Annotated in this window: 13 protein-coding genes; 10 read left to right on the top strand and 3 right to left on the bottom strand. The window is 69.7% G+C overall.

What is annotated here, in order from left to right:
• Positions 1-26: 26 nt before the first annotated feature.
• Complete coding sequence (locus tag CEK66_RS12760) at positions 27-2465, bottom strand: TonB-dependent receptor (RefSeq protein WP_152237166.1); 2439 nt, start codon at positions 2463-2465, stop codon at positions 27-29.
• A 244-nt stretch (positions 2466-2709) separates the two neighbouring features.
• Between CEK66_RS12760 and CEK66_RS12755 the strand changes: the two genes are divergently transcribed.
• From CEK66_RS12755 to CEK66_RS12735, 5 genes are all read left to right on the top strand, one after another.
• Entirely contained in the window at positions 2710-3189 is a 480-nt protein-coding gene (locus tag CEK66_RS12755; RefSeq protein ID WP_152237165.1) for a DUF3574 domain-containing protein, read from the top strand.
• A gap of 94 nt (positions 3190-3283) precedes the next feature.
• The gene (locus CEK66_RS12750; protein ID WP_226978596.1) at positions 3284-3736 is read left to right on the top strand and encodes a GNAT family N-acetyltransferase; all 453 of its coding nucleotides are present in this window, start codon (positions 3284-3286) and stop codon (positions 3734-3736) included.
• Between the two features lie 105 nt (positions 3737-3841).
• Positions 3842-5440 (top strand): hypothetical protein, encoded by a 1599-nt coding sequence (locus tag CEK66_RS12745; protein WP_152237164.1) that lies wholly within the window; start codon positions 3842-3844, stop codon positions 5438-5440.
• A 54-nt stretch (positions 5441-5494) separates the two neighbouring features.
• Positions 5495-6700, top strand: coding sequence for a lysozyme inhibitor LprI family protein (locus CEK66_RS12740; RefSeq protein ID WP_226978595.1), 1206 nt, complete (start codon positions 5495-5497; stop codon positions 6698-6700).
• Between the two features lie 139 nt (positions 6701-6839).
• On the top strand, positions 6840-7673 hold the full coding sequence (locus CEK66_RS12735) for a DUF3014 domain-containing protein (RefSeq protein WP_152237163.1): 834 nt from the start codon (positions 6840-6842) through the stop codon (positions 7671-7673).
• 221 nt (positions 7674-7894) lie between these two features.
• Here the strand turns inward: CEK66_RS12735 and CEK66_RS12730 are convergent, their stop codons facing one another.
• Entirely contained in the window at positions 7895-8599 is a 705-nt protein-coding gene (locus CEK66_RS12730) for a glutathione S-transferase (RefSeq protein WP_152237162.1), read from the bottom strand.
• Between the two features lie 218 nt (positions 8600-8817).
• Between CEK66_RS12730 and clpB the strand changes: the two genes are divergently transcribed.
• The 3 genes from clpB to CEK66_RS12710 all read left to right on the top strand — a co-directional run bounded on the left by clpB (position 8818) and on the right by CEK66_RS12710 (position 14304).
• Positions 8818-11403, top strand: a complete 2586-nt coding sequence (gene clpB, locus CEK66_RS12725; protein WP_152237161.1) for an ATP-dependent chaperone ClpB — start codon at positions 8818-8820, stop codon at positions 11401-11403.
• Positions 11403-12359 (top strand): HAD-IA family hydrolase, encoded by a 957-nt coding sequence (locus tag CEK66_RS12720; protein WP_226978594.1) that lies wholly within the window; start codon positions 11403-11405, stop codon positions 12357-12359. Before clpB ends, CEK66_RS12720 begins: the two co-directional genes overlap by 1 nt.
• A 658-nt stretch (positions 12360-13017) precedes the next feature.
• Positions 13018-14304, top strand: a complete 1287-nt coding sequence (locus tag CEK66_RS12710) for an O-acetylhomoserine aminocarboxypropyltransferase/cysteine synthase family protein (protein WP_017917425.1) — start codon at positions 13018-13020, stop codon at positions 14302-14304.
• A gap of 25 nt (positions 14305-14329) precedes the next feature.
• Here the strand turns inward: CEK66_RS12710 and CEK66_RS12705 are convergent, their stop codons facing one another.
• On the bottom strand, positions 14330-15097 hold the full coding sequence (locus CEK66_RS12705; RefSeq protein ID WP_226977872.1) for a helix-turn-helix transcriptional regulator: 768 nt from the start codon (positions 15095-15097) through the stop codon (positions 14330-14332).
• A gap of 93 nt (positions 15098-15190) precedes the next feature.
• Between CEK66_RS12705 and CEK66_RS12700 the strand changes: the two genes are divergently transcribed.
• Entirely contained in the window at positions 15191-16429 is a 1239-nt protein-coding gene (locus CEK66_RS12700) for an MFS transporter (RefSeq protein ID WP_152237159.1), read from the top strand.
• Positions 16430-16531: 102 nt separating this feature from the next.
• Entirely contained in the window at positions 16532-17641 is a 1110-nt protein-coding gene (locus CEK66_RS12695; protein WP_152237158.1) for a sterol desaturase family protein, read from the top strand.
• The last annotated feature ends 69 nt before the right edge of the window (positions 17642-17710 follow it).

Raw genomic sequence — 17710 nt, 5'->3', positions numbered from 1 at the left:
CCGTCTCCCCATTCCCAACACCTTCGTCAGAAGGTGTACCGCACCCGCCCGTAGTAGTAAGCGCCGTTGCTGCCGATCGGCGAGAGCACGTCGTAGGGCAGGTTGCCGAAGTAGGCGATGTCCGGCTTGGAGCGGTCGGCGTAGGCGTCGGTGAGGTTCTGTCCGCCCACCGCCACGCTCCACTGCGGGGTGAGGTGGTATTCGACCTCGGCGTCGAGTTGCCACTTGGCGCTGTAGGTCTGCTCCGGGGCGAAGCCGCCGCCGAAGTCGAACACGCGGGTGGCGCTGCCGTAGCGGGTGACGCGGGTCTGCAGCGACCAGCGCGCGTCGCTCCAGTTCGCCGCCAGCTGCGCGCGGGTGCGCGGGGTCGCTTCGGTCAGGGTGTTGCGCTCTTCTACGCCGAACAGCACGTAGTCCGGATTCAGCGCCAGCAACTGCGCCGGCGTGGCCACCACGTTCTCCAGCTCGGTCTTGGCGTAGCTCCAGGTGCCGGTCAGCTGCAGTTGGCCCTGGCCCAGCGCCTGCCGCCAGTTGCTGACCAGTTCGGCACCGCGGGTGCGGGTGTCGGCGGCGTTGACGAAGAAGCTGGCGCTCTGCAGGCCGGTGATGCCGAAGCGCTGCGCGACGAAGTCGGTCAGGGCGTCGCCGTCGATGTTCTCCGACAGCGCGATGCGCTTGTCGATATCGATCTGGAACAGGTCCAGCGACAGGTCGAAGTGGCTGCCGACGCGGCTGGTGAAGCCCAGGCTGTAGTTGCGCGACTTCTCCGGCTGCAGCGTGCGCGCGCCCAGCGCCTGCGCGATCGGGTTGTCGACCGAGAGCAGGCGGCCCTGCAGCAACTGTCCGTTGGCGTTGTAGCCGGTGGAACTGGCCTCGTAGCCGATCTGGCTCAGCGACGGCGCGCGGAAGTTGTTGGAGATCGCGCCGCGCAGGGCGAATGCCGGGACGAACTCGTAGCGCGCGGCCAGCTTGCCGGTCAGTTCGCCGCCGAAATCCTGGTAGTGCTCGTAGCGCGCGGCCAGGTCGGTGGAGAGCTTGTCGCCGAACTGGCTGGACACGCTGGCGTAGAGACTGGCGACGTTGCGCGACAGGTCGGCCGCATCCTGCGGGGTCAGGCCGCCGCCGGCCTGGGCGCCGGTGGGGCGGTCGGTGTAGGGGCCGGCGGCGTAGCTGGCCGGGTCGCCCGGACGGGTGCGGTAGTGCTCGCGGCGCAGCTCCACGCCGGTGCCCACGGTGTGGGTGGCGCCGGCGGCGTCGAAGCTGCGGCTCAGGTCGAGGTTGGCCACGCCTTGCGCGAACGCGTAGTCGCCGGTCTTGAAGCGGGTCGGGCTGCCCGGGCCCAGCGAGGCGTTGAGCGAATGCTTGAGCCGGTAGGTGAAGTCGTTGCGGCCGTAGTCGAGGCTGGCGTCGTAGGCCCATTCGCCCCATTGCCCGCGCGCGCCGAGCACCGCCTGCAGGTCGCGGTTCTCGCCCAGCGACACCGGGCGGTAGCCCTGCGGATACACCTGGGTCCAGTTGGCGGCGCCGTCGGGGTAGCGGAAGTAGTTGGCGCCCTGCGTGTCGCGCTGGTTGTAGGTGCCGAAGGCATAGACCTCGCTGCCCTGGCCGAACGGCAGCTTGCCGTTGAGCCAGGCGTTGAGATCCTTGCTGGCGCCGTCGCCGAGTTCATAGTTGCGCTTGCCGGCCAGGGCCAGGTTGGCCGGGGTCTGTTCCTCGAACGGCGGGATCTGGTCGAAGCCGGCGCGGTTGGTGGCCTCGTGGTTCTTCAGTTCCAGGCCGACCTTGAAGAAGCCGCCGTCCTCGCCCAGGCGTGTGCCGACCTTGCCGCTGGCATAGCCGGTCTGGCCGTCGGTGAGGGTGCGGTGGATCGGCTTGACGTCGGTGTGGTTGGCGCCGTAGCTGGCTTCCAGCGCGCCGCTGTCCGGGTCGTCGTCGAGGATCACGTTGATCACCCCGGCCACCGCGTCGGAGCCGTACTGCGCGCCGGCGCCGTCGCGCAGCACTTCGATGCGCTTGATCGCGCTGATCGGGATGGCGTTGAAGTCCACCGGGGTGGTGCCCTTGCCGATCTTGCTGTCGGTGTTGACCAGCGCCGAGGTGTGGCGGCGCTTGCCGTTGACCAGCACCAGCACCTGGTCGGGCGAGAGCCCGCGCAGCTGCGCGGCGCGCACGTGGTCGGCGCCGCCGGAGTTGGACTGGCGCGGGAAGTTGAAGGACGGCAGCAGCGCCTGCAGCGCGCTGCCGAGTTCGCCGTTGACCACGCCGGCCTTGCGGATGTCCTCGGCGCTGAGCACGTCCACCGGGGCGGTGGATTCGAGCACGGTGCGACCGCTGGCGCGGGTGCCGGTGACGATCACCGTATCGAGGTTGGTCGTGGTGGCCGGGGGGGCGTCCTGGGCGAACGCGGGGGCCGCCAGGGCCAGGGCGATGGCCAGGCTCAGCGGCCTGACGAACGGGGACGACATGGGGGTTCTCTCCTGAAACGATGACCATCGAGACCGGCCGCGCCGGCCATGGCGGCGACTGGGGTCGGCAAAGGTTGCTGCATCCATCCGGATGAAGCGATATATTAGCTCGACGTTAAGGCGATGTGCGAGCCGTGTGTTCGGTGCCGTCGGGCATGAGCTCATGCCCTGGAGTTATCCGGACATGTCCTGCGTCTGGCCTACGATCGCCTGTCCCATTTCCGTTCCGACCGAGACCTTGCCGATGCTGCTGCGTGCCCCGTTGATCGCCGTCCTCCTGGCCCTGAGCGCCTGCGCCAGCGTCGCCCCGTCTGCGCCCATCGCGCCGAGCAAGGTCAGCGCGACCATGCAGGGCGATGCGGCGCGGCCGGCGCAGGCCAGCGGCTGGGTGCGCAGCGAGTTGTACTTCGGCGTGGGCGAGGAGAGCGGCCCGGCCGACCGTCCGCAGGCCGAGCCGATCAGCGAGGCGCGCTGGCGCGCGTTCCTGGACAAGGAAGTGACGCCGCGCTTTCCCGACGGCCTGACCGTGTTCGATGCCTACGGCCAGTGGCTGTTCCGCGGCGCCAAGGAGCCGAACCGGCTCAACACCAAGGTGCTGGTGATCCTGCACGAGGACACCCCGCAGCGCCGCGCCGACATCGAGGCGATCCGGCTGGCGTGGAAGCAGGCCACCGGGCATCAGTCGGTGCTGTGGGCGCGGCAGGCGGTGGACGTGTCGTTTTGACCGCGGGGATTGGGGAGTGGGGATGACCAGCCGTTCGGCTGTGGAAAGCGGGGATTCGCAAGGGCGGGCTGCTGCGGTGACTGTTGGCTCGTTCGTGATTCGGCCCGGTGAGTTGGACGATCCGGCGGTGCGCGGGCTGCTGGAGTACCACCTGCAGCAGATGCAGGCGCAGTCGCCGCCGGGCAGCGTGTATGCGTTGGACCTGTCGGGTCTGAGGCAGCCGCAGGTGCGGGTGTGGAGCGTGTGGCGCGACGAGGCGCTGGCCGCGGTCGGCGCGCTGCGGGTGCTTGGCGAGGGCAGCGGCGAGCTGAAGTCGATGCGCACGCATCCGGCGTTCCTGCGCCAGGGCGCGGCCGCGGCGCTGCTCGACCATCTGATCGCGGTCGCCCGCGCCGAAGGCCTGCAGCGGCTGAGCCTGGAAACCGGCAGCGGCGCGGCGTTCGCGCCGGCGCTGGCGTTGTATCGCCGGCGCGGCTTCCGCAACGGGCCGGCGTTCGGCGATTACGTGCCGAGCGCGTTCAACCAGTTCCTGCATCTGCCGCTGTAGCGCCGCGGCGCGCCGTCGCCGGAAAACGGCATCCTGCGCGTGCACCGATCCGACGGTGCCGCTTGCCCTTACCATCCCTCGACCCCCAACGCCGCCACTGCCCGCATGTCCACTCCCGCTCCTGTCTCGCCGCGTCCGCGTTGGTTCGTCGCCGGCGACCTCAACGGCTTCTTCGGCCTGGTGGTCGACAACCTGTCGATCCTCGGCTTCATCACCCTGGCGCTGGTCGGCCTGTTCCAGTTCCCTGTCGAGGTCATCTACACCCGGATGATTCCCGGCACCGCCTTCGGCGTGCTGGTCGGCAACCTGCTCTACACCTGGATGGCGCGGCGGCTGGCCGCGCGCAGCGGGCGCAGCGACGTCACCGCGATGCCGCTGGGCCTGGATGCGCCGACCAGCATCGGCATGGCGCTGCTGGTGCTCGGCCCGGCGTTCGTGCGCTACAAGCAGCAGGGCCTGGACCCGCAGGCCGCGGCGCTGGCCACCTGGCACCTGGGCATGGCGTCGCTGGTGGTGATGGGCGCGCTGAAGACGGTGCTGTCGTTCTTCGGCGATGCGGTCACCCGCGCCTTGCCGCGCGCCGCGCTGCTCGGCTCCATCGCCGGCATCGCCATCGTGTTGATGGGCTTCCTGCCGCTGCTGGAGACGCTGCGCACGCCGCTGGTCGGGCTGGTGGTGTTGGGCCTGCTGCTGTACGTGCTGATCGCCAAGGGGCGGTTGCCGTGGCGCCTGCCGGGGGTGCCGCTGGCGCTGGCGTTGGGTACCGGCCTGTACTACTGGGCCAACGCCGCGGGGATCGGCATTCCCGGCCACCAAGCGCCGCCATGGAGCGCGCCGCAGCTGGTGTTGCCGTGGCCGAGCCTGGGGTTCGTCGCCGGCCTGGCCGACACGGTGCCGCTGCTGCCGTTGCTGCTGCCTTTCGGCCTGCTGATGGTGGTGGGCGGCATCAACGTCAGCGAGAGCGCACGCGCCGCCGGCGACGACTACCGCACCCGCGACATCCTGCTGGTCGAGGCCGGCGCAACCCTGATCGCCGGTGTCTGCGGCGGCGTCGCCCAGACCACGCCGTACATCGGCCAGCCGGCCTACAAGCACATGGGCGCGCGCAGCGGCTACACCTTGCTCACCGGCCTGTTCATCGGCCTGGGCGGCATGTTCGGGCTGGTCGCCGGCCTGGTGCAGTGGCTGCCGATGGCGGTGCTGGCGCCGATCATCGTCTACGTCGCCATCGACATCACCACCCAGGCCTTCCAGGCCACGCCCAAGCGCCACGCCGGGGCGATGGTGCTGGGCTTCCTGCCGTCGGTGGCGTACCTGCTGGCGATCAAGGCGCCTGGCTGGATCGCCCCGGAGCAACTGGCCAAACTCACGACCACGCTCGACGGCCACGGCCTGCCCGAGCTGGCGGTGATCCTGACCCTGGGCAACGGCTTCATCATCACCGCGATGCTGTGGATCGCCGCAGTGGCGGCGATGGTGGACGGCCGCCTGCGCCGTGCCGCCGTGTTCCTGCTGGTGGCGGCCGGGCTGACCCTGTTCGGGCTGATCCATTCGGTGGACCCGCGCGGCGGCCTGTACCTGCCGTGGACGCTGAGCGGCGTGCCGAAGCTGATCGCCTGGCAGTTCGTCGGCGGCTACCTGGTGCTGGCCGCGCTGCTCGGCCTGCTGTCGTTGCAGAAGCCGCGCGCGGTGCTGGTGGACTGACGGCTGCGCGACAATCGGTGCCGGGATCGCAACGATGCACGAGAGGAGGATGGCATGAACGCTTGCCCTGGCCTGCGCGTGCGCGCGCTGGCACTGCTGCTGGCACTGGGCTGGATGCCCGAGGCCGGCGCGGTGTCGTTCGACTGCAGCAAGGCCACCACGGCGGTGGAGCGACTGTTGTGCACGGACAAGCGATTGGACGCCACGGAAGAATGGCTGGCCCTGCGCTATGCGGCGCTGCGCGAGGTGGTCCCGGCGGCGCAGCGGCCTGGCGTGCGCAACGCGCAACGCGACTGGCTGGCGCAGCGCCAGCACTGCCTGGCCGAGACCGATCCGGGAGCGTGCCTGAAACAGCGGATGGAGGCGCGGGCGCGCGCGCTGGACGCCGAATTCGCGCCGCAGGCGGCGCGCTTCGACCGCATCGTCGCCAGCATTCCCGCCACGCCGGCCGCGGCGGCGGCGCAACTGCGCGCCTACGATGGCGGTCTGGCCTCGGCCTGGCTGGTGTACCTGCATCGCTTCGTGCCGGCGGCCGGGGTGGAGGCGGCCGAAGCGCGTGCCCGGTTCGCGTCCGCAAGCGCCGCGCTGCGCCAGCGCGACGGGGTGTCCGCCGGGCTGCTCGACACGTCCGAGCCGAGCAGCCGACAGGCCGGGGAAGCGCGCGACCTCACCCTGTTGCGGCTGTGGATCGAACGCAGCGGCTATACGCCGGATGCGGCCACGCAGCCGAATCCGCGTCCCTACGTGCATTGTTTCGTGTTCGCCGCGCAGGGCGAGGCGGCCTACGACGCCATGGGCCCGCTGTACGGCTCCAGTCGCGATCTTTCCGCACCGATCTGCCAGCCGTTGCCCGGCCTGTTCGATCAACCCGCATGGACGCGATTGCAGCAGGCGTTCGGCAGCCTGGTGGATCGCGTGTCCGACGACGCCGGCACGATGCGCTACGCCGATTTCGCCGCATGGCGGGTGCTGTCGTTGCGGGCCACGGTGTCGCCCTTGTTGTTGCTGAAACAGCCCAAGGGCGCCGAGCCGCCCGGCGATCCGGCCGCCGCCATCGCCGCGTGGCACGACGCGAGCGTGTGGCCGCAGGCCGATCGCAAGGCGGCACTGGCGGCCTTGCAGCCGGCGCGCGCTGCCGCGGCGCAATGGATGATCGCGCACAAGGCAATGCCGGCGGCGCAGGCCGACCGCGTCGCGGCGGCGCTGGTCGCAGCCTGGGTCGGTGCGCGCATCGCCTTTGCCGCAGGCCCGCAGGGGTAATGGTCGCGTACGCGGCGCTGGTGGGGCGCTGGCGCCTCGCGCAAGGCGTGCATCTAGGCTGAACGCCGGCCGTCCCGCGCTGGAACCGGTGCGCATCGCGGCGGTCACACCTCCATTGTCCGATGGAGATGTGCATCCCATGCAGCCGCGTCACTCGTTCTGGCCGTGGATCCTGGTCGCCGTGCTGGTGGCCGCTGCCGCGGCCTGGTTGTTCCGCGACAACATCGCCGCGCTGTGGCCCGCCGCTGCGCCCTCACCTGCCGCGGTCGCGCCGCCGCCCGCCGCGGCCGCGCCGACAACGCCTGACACGCCTGCCGCGGCGGCAACGCCGCCGCCGATACAGCACCCGATCGATGCAGCGGAAGCCGCCGACGCGGCGATTCCGGCCCTGGCCGCCAGCGACGATGCGGCCTGGTCTGCACTTAGCGCGCTGGCCGGCGGCGACGCACCGCTGGCGCTGCTGCTGCGCGACCACCTGATCCAGCGCCTGGTGACCATGGTCGACAACCTGACCCAGCGCCGCGTCACGGCCCGCTCCCTGGCGCTCAAGCAGGTGCCGGGCGAGTTGCAGGTGAGCACCGATGCCAGCGGCGCCAGCGTCATCGCCGACACCAATGCACAGCGTTATGCGCCCTACGTGGAGGCGTTCACCAGGGCCGATCCGGGCACGGCGGTTGCGGCCTATCGCCGCTTCTATCCGCTGTTCCAGCAGGCTTATGTGGAGTTGGGCTATCCACAGGGCTACTTCAACGATCGCTTGGTGCAGGTGATCGACCACCTGTTGCAGACCCCGACGCCGACCGCGCCGCTCGCGGTGGAGATGGATCCGGTGCGCGGCAAGTACCGCTTCGTGGATCCGGCGCTGGAATCGCTGTCGATCGGCCAGAAGGCGCTGTTGCGCATGGGCCCGACCCAGGCCGCCGCGGTCAAGGCGCAGTTGCGTGCGGTGCGCGAGGCGCTGACGCGGACCTGAGCCAGACGCGAGGCGCGTGCCGCGTCATGCGGGCTTTTTGTTTTTGGCAGGAGCGGCCCGAGGCCACCTCGAGCCACTCATGCGGGAAAGCGCCTATGGCCACGCCTGAAGCGCCCTTGTGGGAGGGACTTCAGTCCCGACGCGCTACACCATAGATCACCACGGCATGACGGCGGTTTTTCAACGGACGTGGCACGCCGATACCGGACGTCCAGCCTCGCTCAGCCATCCAACTCCGGGTAATGCCGGAAGATGCCGTTCTCGTTGAACGGCAGGCGCCGCGGCGAGGCCAGGTAGGCGGCGATGCCCGGGCGCTCGCACACGCGCTGCTGCAGCGCGCGCAGCCGTGGCAGCTTCGGCGAGAGTTTTTTCATCGCCTGCGGGAAGGCGTAGTCCAGCCCGCTCATCAGCTGGAACAGCGACAGGTCCACGTAGGAATGCTCGCGCAGCACGTGGCGCCCGCCGCCCTGGTCCAGCACCTGTTCGAAATAGCCCAGGAACTTCGGCAGCCGCTGCTTGCGCAGGTCTTCGGCGCGCCGCCGCGCTTCGGCTTGCTGGTCCTCGTAGTACAGCGCGCTGGCGATGGGATGGTGGCTGTCGTGGACCTCGGCAACCAGGTCGGCGATGGTCAACTGCAGTTGCAGGGCCTGCAGCCGCCGCGAGTCGCTGTCCGGCACCAGGCCCAGCGGCGGGCCGAGGTAGTGCAGGATGTTGGCGACCTGGGCGATCACCAGCCGGCCGGCCTTGAGGAACGGCGGCGCGAACGGGCGTGCGCCGGCATGGGCGCCGTCGAGGAAGGGCTGCATCGCAGCATCGCCCTGCTCGCGCGCCACGTCGCGATAGCCGGCGCCGGCATCCTCCAGCGCCAGCCGCACGAACTCGCCGCGGCCCTGGATGCCGGTCCAGTAGTACAGCTCGTAGTGCATGGCGGGGCCTGTGCGTGGGGACGGGAGCGCCGAGGGTAGCCGCCGTTGCGGTAGCGGCGTGTGACTGTCTGGCACCGGAGTGCGGCGGACGTCACGTCGCGTCGCCGCCGTCCCGCGAGGTGTATACAGACGTCGCGGACGGCCTTGAAACAGGGGTAGACAGCCGCATTTTGCTGGCATGCCGGCACGGCCGGCCCTTTCCTTCAGAGGACTTCCCGATGCGGATGGACAAGCTCACCTCGCGCTTCCAGCAGGCCCTGGCCGACGCGCAGTCGCTGGCCGTGGGCCGCGACCACACCATCATCGAGCCGGTGCACGTGTTCGTTGCGCTGCTCGACCAGGCCGGCGGCAGCACCCGGCCGTTGCTGGCCCAGGCCGGCGTCAACGTGCCGGTGCTGCGCGAGCGCCTGGGCGAGGCGCTGGACAAGCTGCCCAAGGTCAGCGGCCAGCCCGGCAACGTGTCGATGGGCAACGACCTCAGCCGCCTGCTCAACCAGACCGACAAGCTGGCGCAGCAGCACAACGACCAGTTCATCGCCAGCGAGTGGTTCGTGCTGGCCGCGGCCGACGACGGCGGCCCGTTGGGCCTGGCGCTGCGTGCGGCCGGTGCCGACAAGAAGAAGCTCGAGGCCGCCATCGACAAGCTGCGCGGCGGCGAGACCGTGCAATCGGAGAAAGCCGAGGAACAGCGCCAGGCGCTGGAGAAGTACACCATCGACCTCACCGCGCGCGCCGAGAGCGGCAAGCTCGATCCGGTGATCGGCCGCGACGAGGAAATCCGCCGCACCGTGCAGGTGCTGCAGCGGCGTACCAAGAACAACCCGGTGCTGATCGGCGAGCCCGGCGTCGGCAAGACCGCCATCGTCGAGGGCCTGGCCCAGCGCATCGTCAACGGCGAAGTGCCCGAAGGCCTGCGCGGCAAGCGCGTGCTGTCGCTGGACATGGGCGCGCTGATCGCCGGCGCCAAGTTCCGCGGCGAGTTCGAGGAGCGGCTCAAGGGCGTACTCAACGATCTGTCCAAGAACGAGGGCCAGATCATCCTGTTCATCGACGAACTGCACACCATGGTCGGCGCCGGCAAGGCCGATGGCGCCATGGACGCGGGCAACATGCTCAAGCCGGCGCTGGCGCGCGGCGAACTGCACTGCATTGGCGCCACCACCCTCGACGAGTACCGCAAGTACATCGAGAAGGACGCGGCGCTGGAGCGGCGCTTCCAGAAGGTGTTCGTCGGCGAGCCGAGCGTGGAGGACACCATCGCCATCCTGCGCGGGCTCAAGGAGCGCTATGCGGTGCACCACGGCGTGGAGATCACCGACCCGGCGATCGTCGCCGCGGCCACGCTGTCCAATCGCTACATCACCGACCGCCAGTTGCCGGACAAGGCCATCGACCTGATGGACGAAGCGGCCAGCCGCATCCGCATGGAGATCGACTCCAAGCCGGAGGAACTGGACCGCCTGGAGCGGCGCCTGATCCAGCTCAAGATCCAGCGCGAGATGCTGAAGAAGGAGAAGGACGAGGCCTCGCGGCAGCGCCTGGCCGACCTGGAGAGCGACATCGACAAGCTCGAGCGCGAGTTCTCCGATCTGGACGAGGTGTGGAAGTCGGAGAAGGCCGCGCTGCAGGGCGCGACCAAGATCAAGGAGCAGATCGAGCAGGCGCGCGTCGAGCTGGAAGCGGCGCAGCGGCGCCAGGACTACGCCAAGATGAGCGAGATCCAGTACGGCCTGCTGCCGAACCTGGAGAAGCAGCTGGCCGCGGCCAACGAGGCCGAACAGCACGACTTCAAGCTGGTGCAGGACCGCGTCACCGCCGAGGAGATCGCCGAGGTGGTGTCGCGCTGGACCGGCATCCCGGTCAACAAGATGCTTGAGGGCGAGCGCGACAAGCTGCTGCGCATGGAGGACGAGCTGCACCAGCGTGTGGTCGGTCAGGAAGAGGCGATCAAGGTGGTGTCCGACGCGGTGCGCCGCTCGCGCGCCGGTCTGTCCGATCCGAACCGGCCCAGCGGCTCGTTCCTGTTCCTGGGCCCCACCGGCGTCGGCAAGACCGAGCTGTGCAAGGCGCTGGCCGAGTTCCTGTTCGACAGCAGCGACGCGATGATCCGCATCGACATGAGCGAGTTCATGGAGAAGCACTCGGTGGCGCGGCTGATCGGTGCGCCTCCGGGCTATGTCGGCTATGAGGAAGGCGGCTACCTGACGGAGGCGGTGCGGCGTCGGCCGTATTCGCTGATCCTGCTCGACGAAGTCGAGAAGGCGCACAGCGACGTGTTCAACATCCTGCTGCAGGTGCTCGACGACGGCCGCCTCACCGATGGCCAGGGGCGCACCGTGGACTTCCGCAACACCGTCATCGTGATGACCTCCAACCTGGGTTCGCATCAGATCCAGGAGCTGAGCGGCGACGGCAGCGCCGAGGCCTACACGCAGATGAAGGCGGCGGTGATGGGCGTGGTGCAGGCGCATTTCCGCCCGGAGTTCATCAACCGCCTGGACGACATCGTGGTGTTCCATCCGCTGGACAAGGCGCAGATCAAGTCGATCGCGCGCATCCAACTGCATGGTCTGGAGAAGCGCCTGGCCGAGCGCGGGCTGAAGATCGAGTTGGGCGACCGCGCGCTGGAGCTGCTCGGCAACGTCGGCTTCGACCCGGTGTACGGTGCGCGCCCGCTGAAGCGTGCGATCCAGGCGCAACTGGAGAACCCGCTGGCGCAGCAGATCCTGTCCGGGCAGTTTGTCAGCGGCGACACCATCAAGGTCGAGGCCGAGGGCGGCAAGCTGGTGTTCGAGAAGGCCTGATGGGTTCCATCGCGCAGGCGCGTTCCGCTGTGTCGGCGGCGCGCGCCCTGCTGGTGGACATGGACGGAGTGCTGCGGCTGTGGCCCGACGACGATGCGGCGCTGGAGCGCGCGCACGGCGTGCCGCCGGGCAGTCTGCGCGCGGTGGCATTCGCGCCGGCGCTGCTGGAGCCGGCGATTCGCGGTGCGACGCTCGATGCGCAATGGCGGGCCGAGGTGGCCGCGCGCCTCGCCGCGCTCGCGCACGGGGCCGACGTTGCGGCCTTGGTCGACGCCTGGTCCGCGCCGACGGCGGCGCGGCTCAACCCGCCGGTGCTGGCGCTGCTGCGTCAGGTGCGCCAGCGCATGCCCGTGGTGCTGCTGAGCAACGCCACCTCGCGCCTGTCGCACGACCTGCAGGCGCTCGGCATCGCCGACGCGTTCGATGCGGTGGTGAATTCCAGCGAGGTCGGTGCGATCAAACCCGAGCCGGCGATCTTCCTGCATGCACTGGCGCGGCTCGGCGTAAAGGCGGACGCGGCCTTGATCGTCGACGATGCGACGATCAACGTCGATGCTGCGTGCGCCTTGGGCCTGCGTGCCGAGGGCTATGTCGATGCCGAGGCGTTGCGTGCCTGGCTGTTGGCCCATGGCGCGCTGCATGCCGCGACGGATCGGCGCGCCAAGGTCGGCGTTCCCTCCGGCAGCAGTGCGTGCGCCTATTTCTTCAGGGACAACGTGATGCCTGCCAAGCAGGCCGCCTCGGGGTGGGCGCGTTGCGCTACGAACTTGCCTTGCAGCGAGGCGCTCACGGCAAGGTTGTCGCGCTGGAAACTGGCGCCGACGCCAAAGTCGGTGGCGGCGTATTGCGGGGGCGGCGGCTCCACAGCGAAATACTCTTTCGAGAATCCGGCGGCGGCCAGCCTGTCGGCCAGTTGCCCGAGCCGCAGCGGGCAGGCGTCGCCCATGTCGCGATAGCGGTAGCCGAGTCCGCTGCCCGCGGCCGCGGGCGCATCCTCCTTGGAACTGATGGAAAGCGAGAGCGAGACCTGGTCGGGCAAGTACTTCGCTTCGACTTCTTGCGTGAACGCCATGCCGGCGGCGTCGACGGAAGCAGTGAAGACGTTGCCGACCGGTGGCGGCGGCGAGGGATTCCACGGTTCGGCATACGGCGGCGGCAGCATGCCGGGGAAAAAATCCAGGTCGAACCGATCGCAGAGATGGCGCAACGTCAACGTCGCCTCGTCGCCAGCGATCACCGCGTCGAGCACGTCGAGGTAGCGTTGCATCATGACGCGCGCGGGCACGCTGGAATCCTGTTCGGGATCGGCGAGATAGCGCTGGTGCTGCGCCTCGCAGGTGTAGGGCTGGCTCCACTGTTCCATCGCATAGAACGGCGGCGGCGCGGCCCGCGCGAACGCTGGCAGGGCGAAGAGCAGCAGCAGGATCGAGCGGATGGCGGCGCGTTGCATCGGGTGAGCATCCCGGCGGGCTGGCCGGCCCATCATACCGGGTGCCCGCGCGCCGTCCGCGCCGGGTGGGCTGACAACCCGGCGTCATGGCCTCATAACCGCGGGTTTGCATTCGCTGCCACGCAGGGCGCTATCGTCTCGGCTCCTCTTGCCGAGATCCGTCCATGTCCGACCCGAACTGGAAGCTGGAAACCATCGCCGTGCACGGCGGCTACCGTCCCGATCCCACCACCCGCGCGGTGGCGGTGCCGATCTACCAGACCGTGGCCTATGCCTTCGACGACACCCAGCACGGCGCCGACCTGTTCGACCTGAAAGTGCAGGGCAACATCTACAGCCGCATCATGAACCCCACCACCGACGTGCTGGAGCAGCGCATCGCCGCGCTGGAAGGCGGCATCGGCGCGCTGGCGGTGGCCTCCGGGCAGGCGGCGGTGACCTATGCCATCCAGACCATCGCCGAGGCCGGCGACAACATCGTTTCCTCCAGTGCGCTGTACGGCGGCACCTACAACCTGTTCGCGCATACGCTGCCGCTGTCCGGCATCCAGACCCGCTTCGCCGACTATCGCGATCCCGGTGCCTTCGCCGGACTGATCGACGAGCGCACCAAGGCCATCTTCGTGGAGTCGATCGGCAATCCGCGCGGCAACGTCACCGACCTGGAAGCGGTGGCCGCCATCGCCCACGCGCATGGCGTGCCGCTGATCGTCGACAACACCGTGCCCACGCCGTACCTGCTGCGGCCGTTCGACTTCGGCGCCGACATCGTGGTGCATTCGCTGACCAAGTACCTGGGCGGCCACGGCACCAGCCTGGGCGGGGCGATCGTCGATTCCGGGCGCTTCCCGTGGGCGGCGCACGCGCAGCGCTTCCGCCGCCTCAACGAGCCGGACGTGAGCTACCACGGCGTGGTCTACACCGAGGCGCTGGGCGAGGCCGCCTACATCGGCCGCGCGCGGGTGGTGCCGCTGCGCAACACCGGCGCGGCGCTGTCGCCGTTCAACGCGTTCCAGATCCTGCAGGGCATCGAGACGTTGCCGCTGCGCATGGACCGGATCAACCAGAACACGCTGGCGCTGGCGCGGCACCTGCAGGGCGAGGCCAAGGTGGAGTGGGTCAACTACGCCGGCCTACCGGACCATCCCGAGCACGCGCTGGCGCAAAAGTACCTGCGCGGCCACGGCTCGGGCGTGCTGACCTTCGGCCTGCGCGGCGGCCGCGCCGCCGGCGCGCGCTTCCTCGATGCGCTGCAACTGTTCACCCGCCTGGTCAACATCGGCGACGCCAAGTCGCTGGCCACGCATCCGGCGTCCACCACGCATCGCCAGCTCTCGCCCGAGGAATTGCAGCGCAGCGGCGTCAGCGAGGATACGGTGCGGCTATCGGTGGGCATCGAGCACATCGACGACCTGCTCGCCGACCTGCAGCAGGCGCTGGCGCAGGCCTGAGCCACGCCGCGGGCTGCACGCCTGCTCAGCGGAAGAACTGGCTCGGCGGCTGCCCGAACTGGCGCTTGAACATGGCGGTGAACGCGCTGGGGCTGTCGTAGCCCAGTTCCAACGCCACGTCGATGATGCGGTCGCCGGCGGCCAGCCGTTCGAGCCCGCGCAGCAGGCGCAGTTGCTGGCGCCACTGGCCGAAGCGCATCTGCAGTTCGCGTTGGCACAGGCGCTGGATGGTCTTGACGTCCACACCCAGCGCCGCGGCCCAGGCGTGCAGCGTGGTGGGAGCGGCCGGGTCGGCGTCGAGCGCGGCGGCGATGCGCAGCAGGCGCGGATCGCGCGGCTGCGGCAGGTACAGCGGCAGCGCCGGCAGGGCATGCAGTTCGTCCAGGATCAGCCGCATCAGCCGCCCGTCGCGCGAGTCGGCGGCGTGGTCCCAGGGGATCTCCGCGGCGCTGCGGATCAGTGCTTCCAGCAGCGGCTCCACCGCCATCACCGTCGGCGTGTCTGGCATGCCGGCGATGGCGGCGGGGCGGATGTACAGGCTGCGCATGCGCAGGACGCCGATCCAGCGCACGCTGTGCTCGGTGCCGGCGGGGATCCACAGCGCGCGCGTGCTCGGCACCACCCAGTGGCCCTGGCCTGACCGCACCACCATCAGGCCGGACACCGCGTAGATCAACTGATGACGCGCATGCCGGTGCGGGGCGATGGCGCTGTCGGGCGGGTAGTCGACGGCCTTGCACACCACGTCGGCGGGCGCGTCGTCCGCATTGCGGCCGGCGCGCGGCACCAACATGTCCTTTTTGCGATGGTTGCTGGGCATGTCGCGCAAGAAGGTCGGGGCAGGGCAGCCTACCATGCACGCACTCCCGGCAATGCCCGTCCCGCCATGTCCACGCTGCGCCCTGCCGTGCCCGTCGCTGCCGCTCCCGCCGCTCCCGTCGCCCCGCGCAAGGTCGCGTCCGGCGTTCTGGCCGCGATCACCTCCTCGCACCTGATCAACGACATGATGCAGTCGCTGATCCTGGCGCTGTATCCAGTGCTCAAGGGCCAGTTCCAGCTCAGCTTCGCCCAGGTCGGCCTGATCACCCTCACGTACCAGATCACCGCCTCGCTGTTCCAGCCGCTGATCGGGCTGCGCACCGATCGCCGGCCGGCGCCGTATTCGCTGCCGATGGGCATGAGTTCCACCCTGTGCGGGCTGTTGCTGCTGGCCTATGCGCCGAGCTTCGGCATGGTGTTGCTGGCGGCGGCCTTGGTCGGGATCGGCTCGGCGATCTTCCATCCCGAATCCTCGCGCATCGCGCGGCTGGCCTCGGGCGGCCGCCATGGTCTGGCCCAGTCGGTGTTCCAGGTCGGCGGCAATACCGGCACCGCGCTGGGGCCGCTGATCGCCGCAGCGGTGATCGTGCCCAACGGCCGCCACAGCGTGGCCTGGTTCGGCGGCGCGGCGTTGCTCGGCATCGCCCTGTTGTCCTACGTCGGGCGCTGGTACGCGCTGCACCTGCAGGCCGCGCGCGCGACGCCGCGGCCGGTCGCCGCGGTGCCGGCGCTGCCGCGCGCCACGGTGGTGCGCATCGTCGGCATCCTGCTGCTGCTGATCTTCTCCAAGTATTTCTACATCGCCGGCCTGAGCAGCTACTACACGTTCTACCTGATCCAGCGCTTCGGCATCTCGGTGCAGAGTGCGCAGCTGCACCTGTTCGCGTTCCTGTTGGCCTCGGCGCTGGGCACGCTGATCGGCGGCCCGGTCGGCGACCGCATCGGCCGCAAGCCGGTGATCTGGGTGTCGATCCTGGGCGTGGCGCCGTTCGCGCTGGCGCTGCCGCACGTGGGCCTGCATGCGGCCACCGCGTTGACCGTGCTGATCGGCTTCGTGCTGTCCTCGGCGTTCTCGGCGATCCTGGTGTATGCGCAGGAAATGATGCCCGGGCGCATCGGCACCATCTCCGGGCTGTTCTTCGGCTTCGCCTTCGGCATGGGCGGGCTGGGCGCGGCGGTGCTGGGCCTGCTCGCCGACCATCGCGGCATCGTCTTCGTGTACCAGGTGATGTCGTTCCTGCCGCTGCTGGGCATCGTCGCCGCGCTGCTGCCGAGCCGGCGACCCGACGCCGTCGCGACGCACTAGCACGACCGCGCGTGGCCGGCATCGGCCGGCGTGGACAGCTTGGCGAAAGCCAGCGGCCGCATGCTGTCGCGCCGGCCGTCGCGCCTCCATCGCCGTCTCCGCATGCCTGTCATCGCCCTGGTCTCGTCCATTGCCCACGCCTGGTCCACGCTGGTCGACCTGGTCGCCAGCCATGCGGTGGCGCCGCTGCTGGCGGCGCTGCACCTGACCGGACTCAGCGACGATCCGCACGACATCGCCGCCTCGCTGCTGGTGGCCGCGCTGCAACTGTCCATCATCGGTGTGCTGTTCCGGCCGCTGGAGAGCCTGTGGCCGGCCGAGCGCTGGGAACATCGGCGGCTGGCGCGGATCGACTTCCACTACACCTGGTTGATGCTGATCGGGGTGTTCCCGCTGTTCTCGTTCCTGATCCTGACCCCGGTGGTGAACGCGCTGGGCGGCGCCGACCCCAACGCCGCGGCGGCGCCGGAGACCGGCCTGCGCCATCTGTGGCCGTGGCTGGACCAGCATCCGCTGGTGCTGTTCGCGCTGTACTACCTGGCCTACGACTTCACCTACTACTGGATGCACCGGGTGCAGCACTGGATGCCGTGGTGGTGGGCGATGCACAGCATGCACCACAGCCAGCGCCAGCTCAGCTGCTGGGCCAACGACCGCAGCAACTACCTGGACGGCATGCTGCAATCGTTCGTGCTGGCCGCGGTGGGCATCGCGTTCGGCATCGAGGCCGACGAGTTCGCCTGGCTGATGCTGCTCGGCGAGCTGGTGCAGAACCTGTCGCACGCCAACACCCGGTTCGGCTTCGGTCCGGTGCTCGACAAGATCTTGGTCGATCCGCCGTTCCACCGCCTGCACCACATGCGCGTGGACCCGGAGCGACCCGGCTTGCACAACTGCAACTTCGGCCAGGTGTTCGCGTTCTGGGACGTGCTGTTCGGCACCGCGCTGTATGGCGAGCCGGTGCGGCCGACCGGCGTGGGCGACCCGATGGTGGACCGCGACAACGAGCTGGGCCTGGTGGCGCTGCAGTGGGAAGGGCTCAAGCGCTTCTGGGGTGCGGTGCGACGCCGCTCAGGGTGGACGCCGGGCGAAGTGGCGTTCGGCGAGGACTATGCGCCGATTCCGGTGGATCACGCAGGCATGCCGTTGAGTGGCGGGGATTCGGGAGTGGGGATGACCAGCCGTTCGGCTGTGGAAAGCAGGGAGTCGTAGGAGCGGTGGCGGTTGGCAATGCCGGTCCTTGCTGGCTTCGCTGGCTGTCGCACCCTCACCCCAACCCCT

The organism is Xanthomonas sp. LMG 12460, from assembly GCF_009192895.1.
Lineage (GTDB): Bacteria > Pseudomonadota > Gammaproteobacteria > Xanthomonadales > Xanthomonadaceae > Xanthomonas_A > Xanthomonas_A sontii.
Note: the sequence above shows the minus strand (reverse complement) of the source record. Positions and strands in the feature narration are given on the sequence as shown.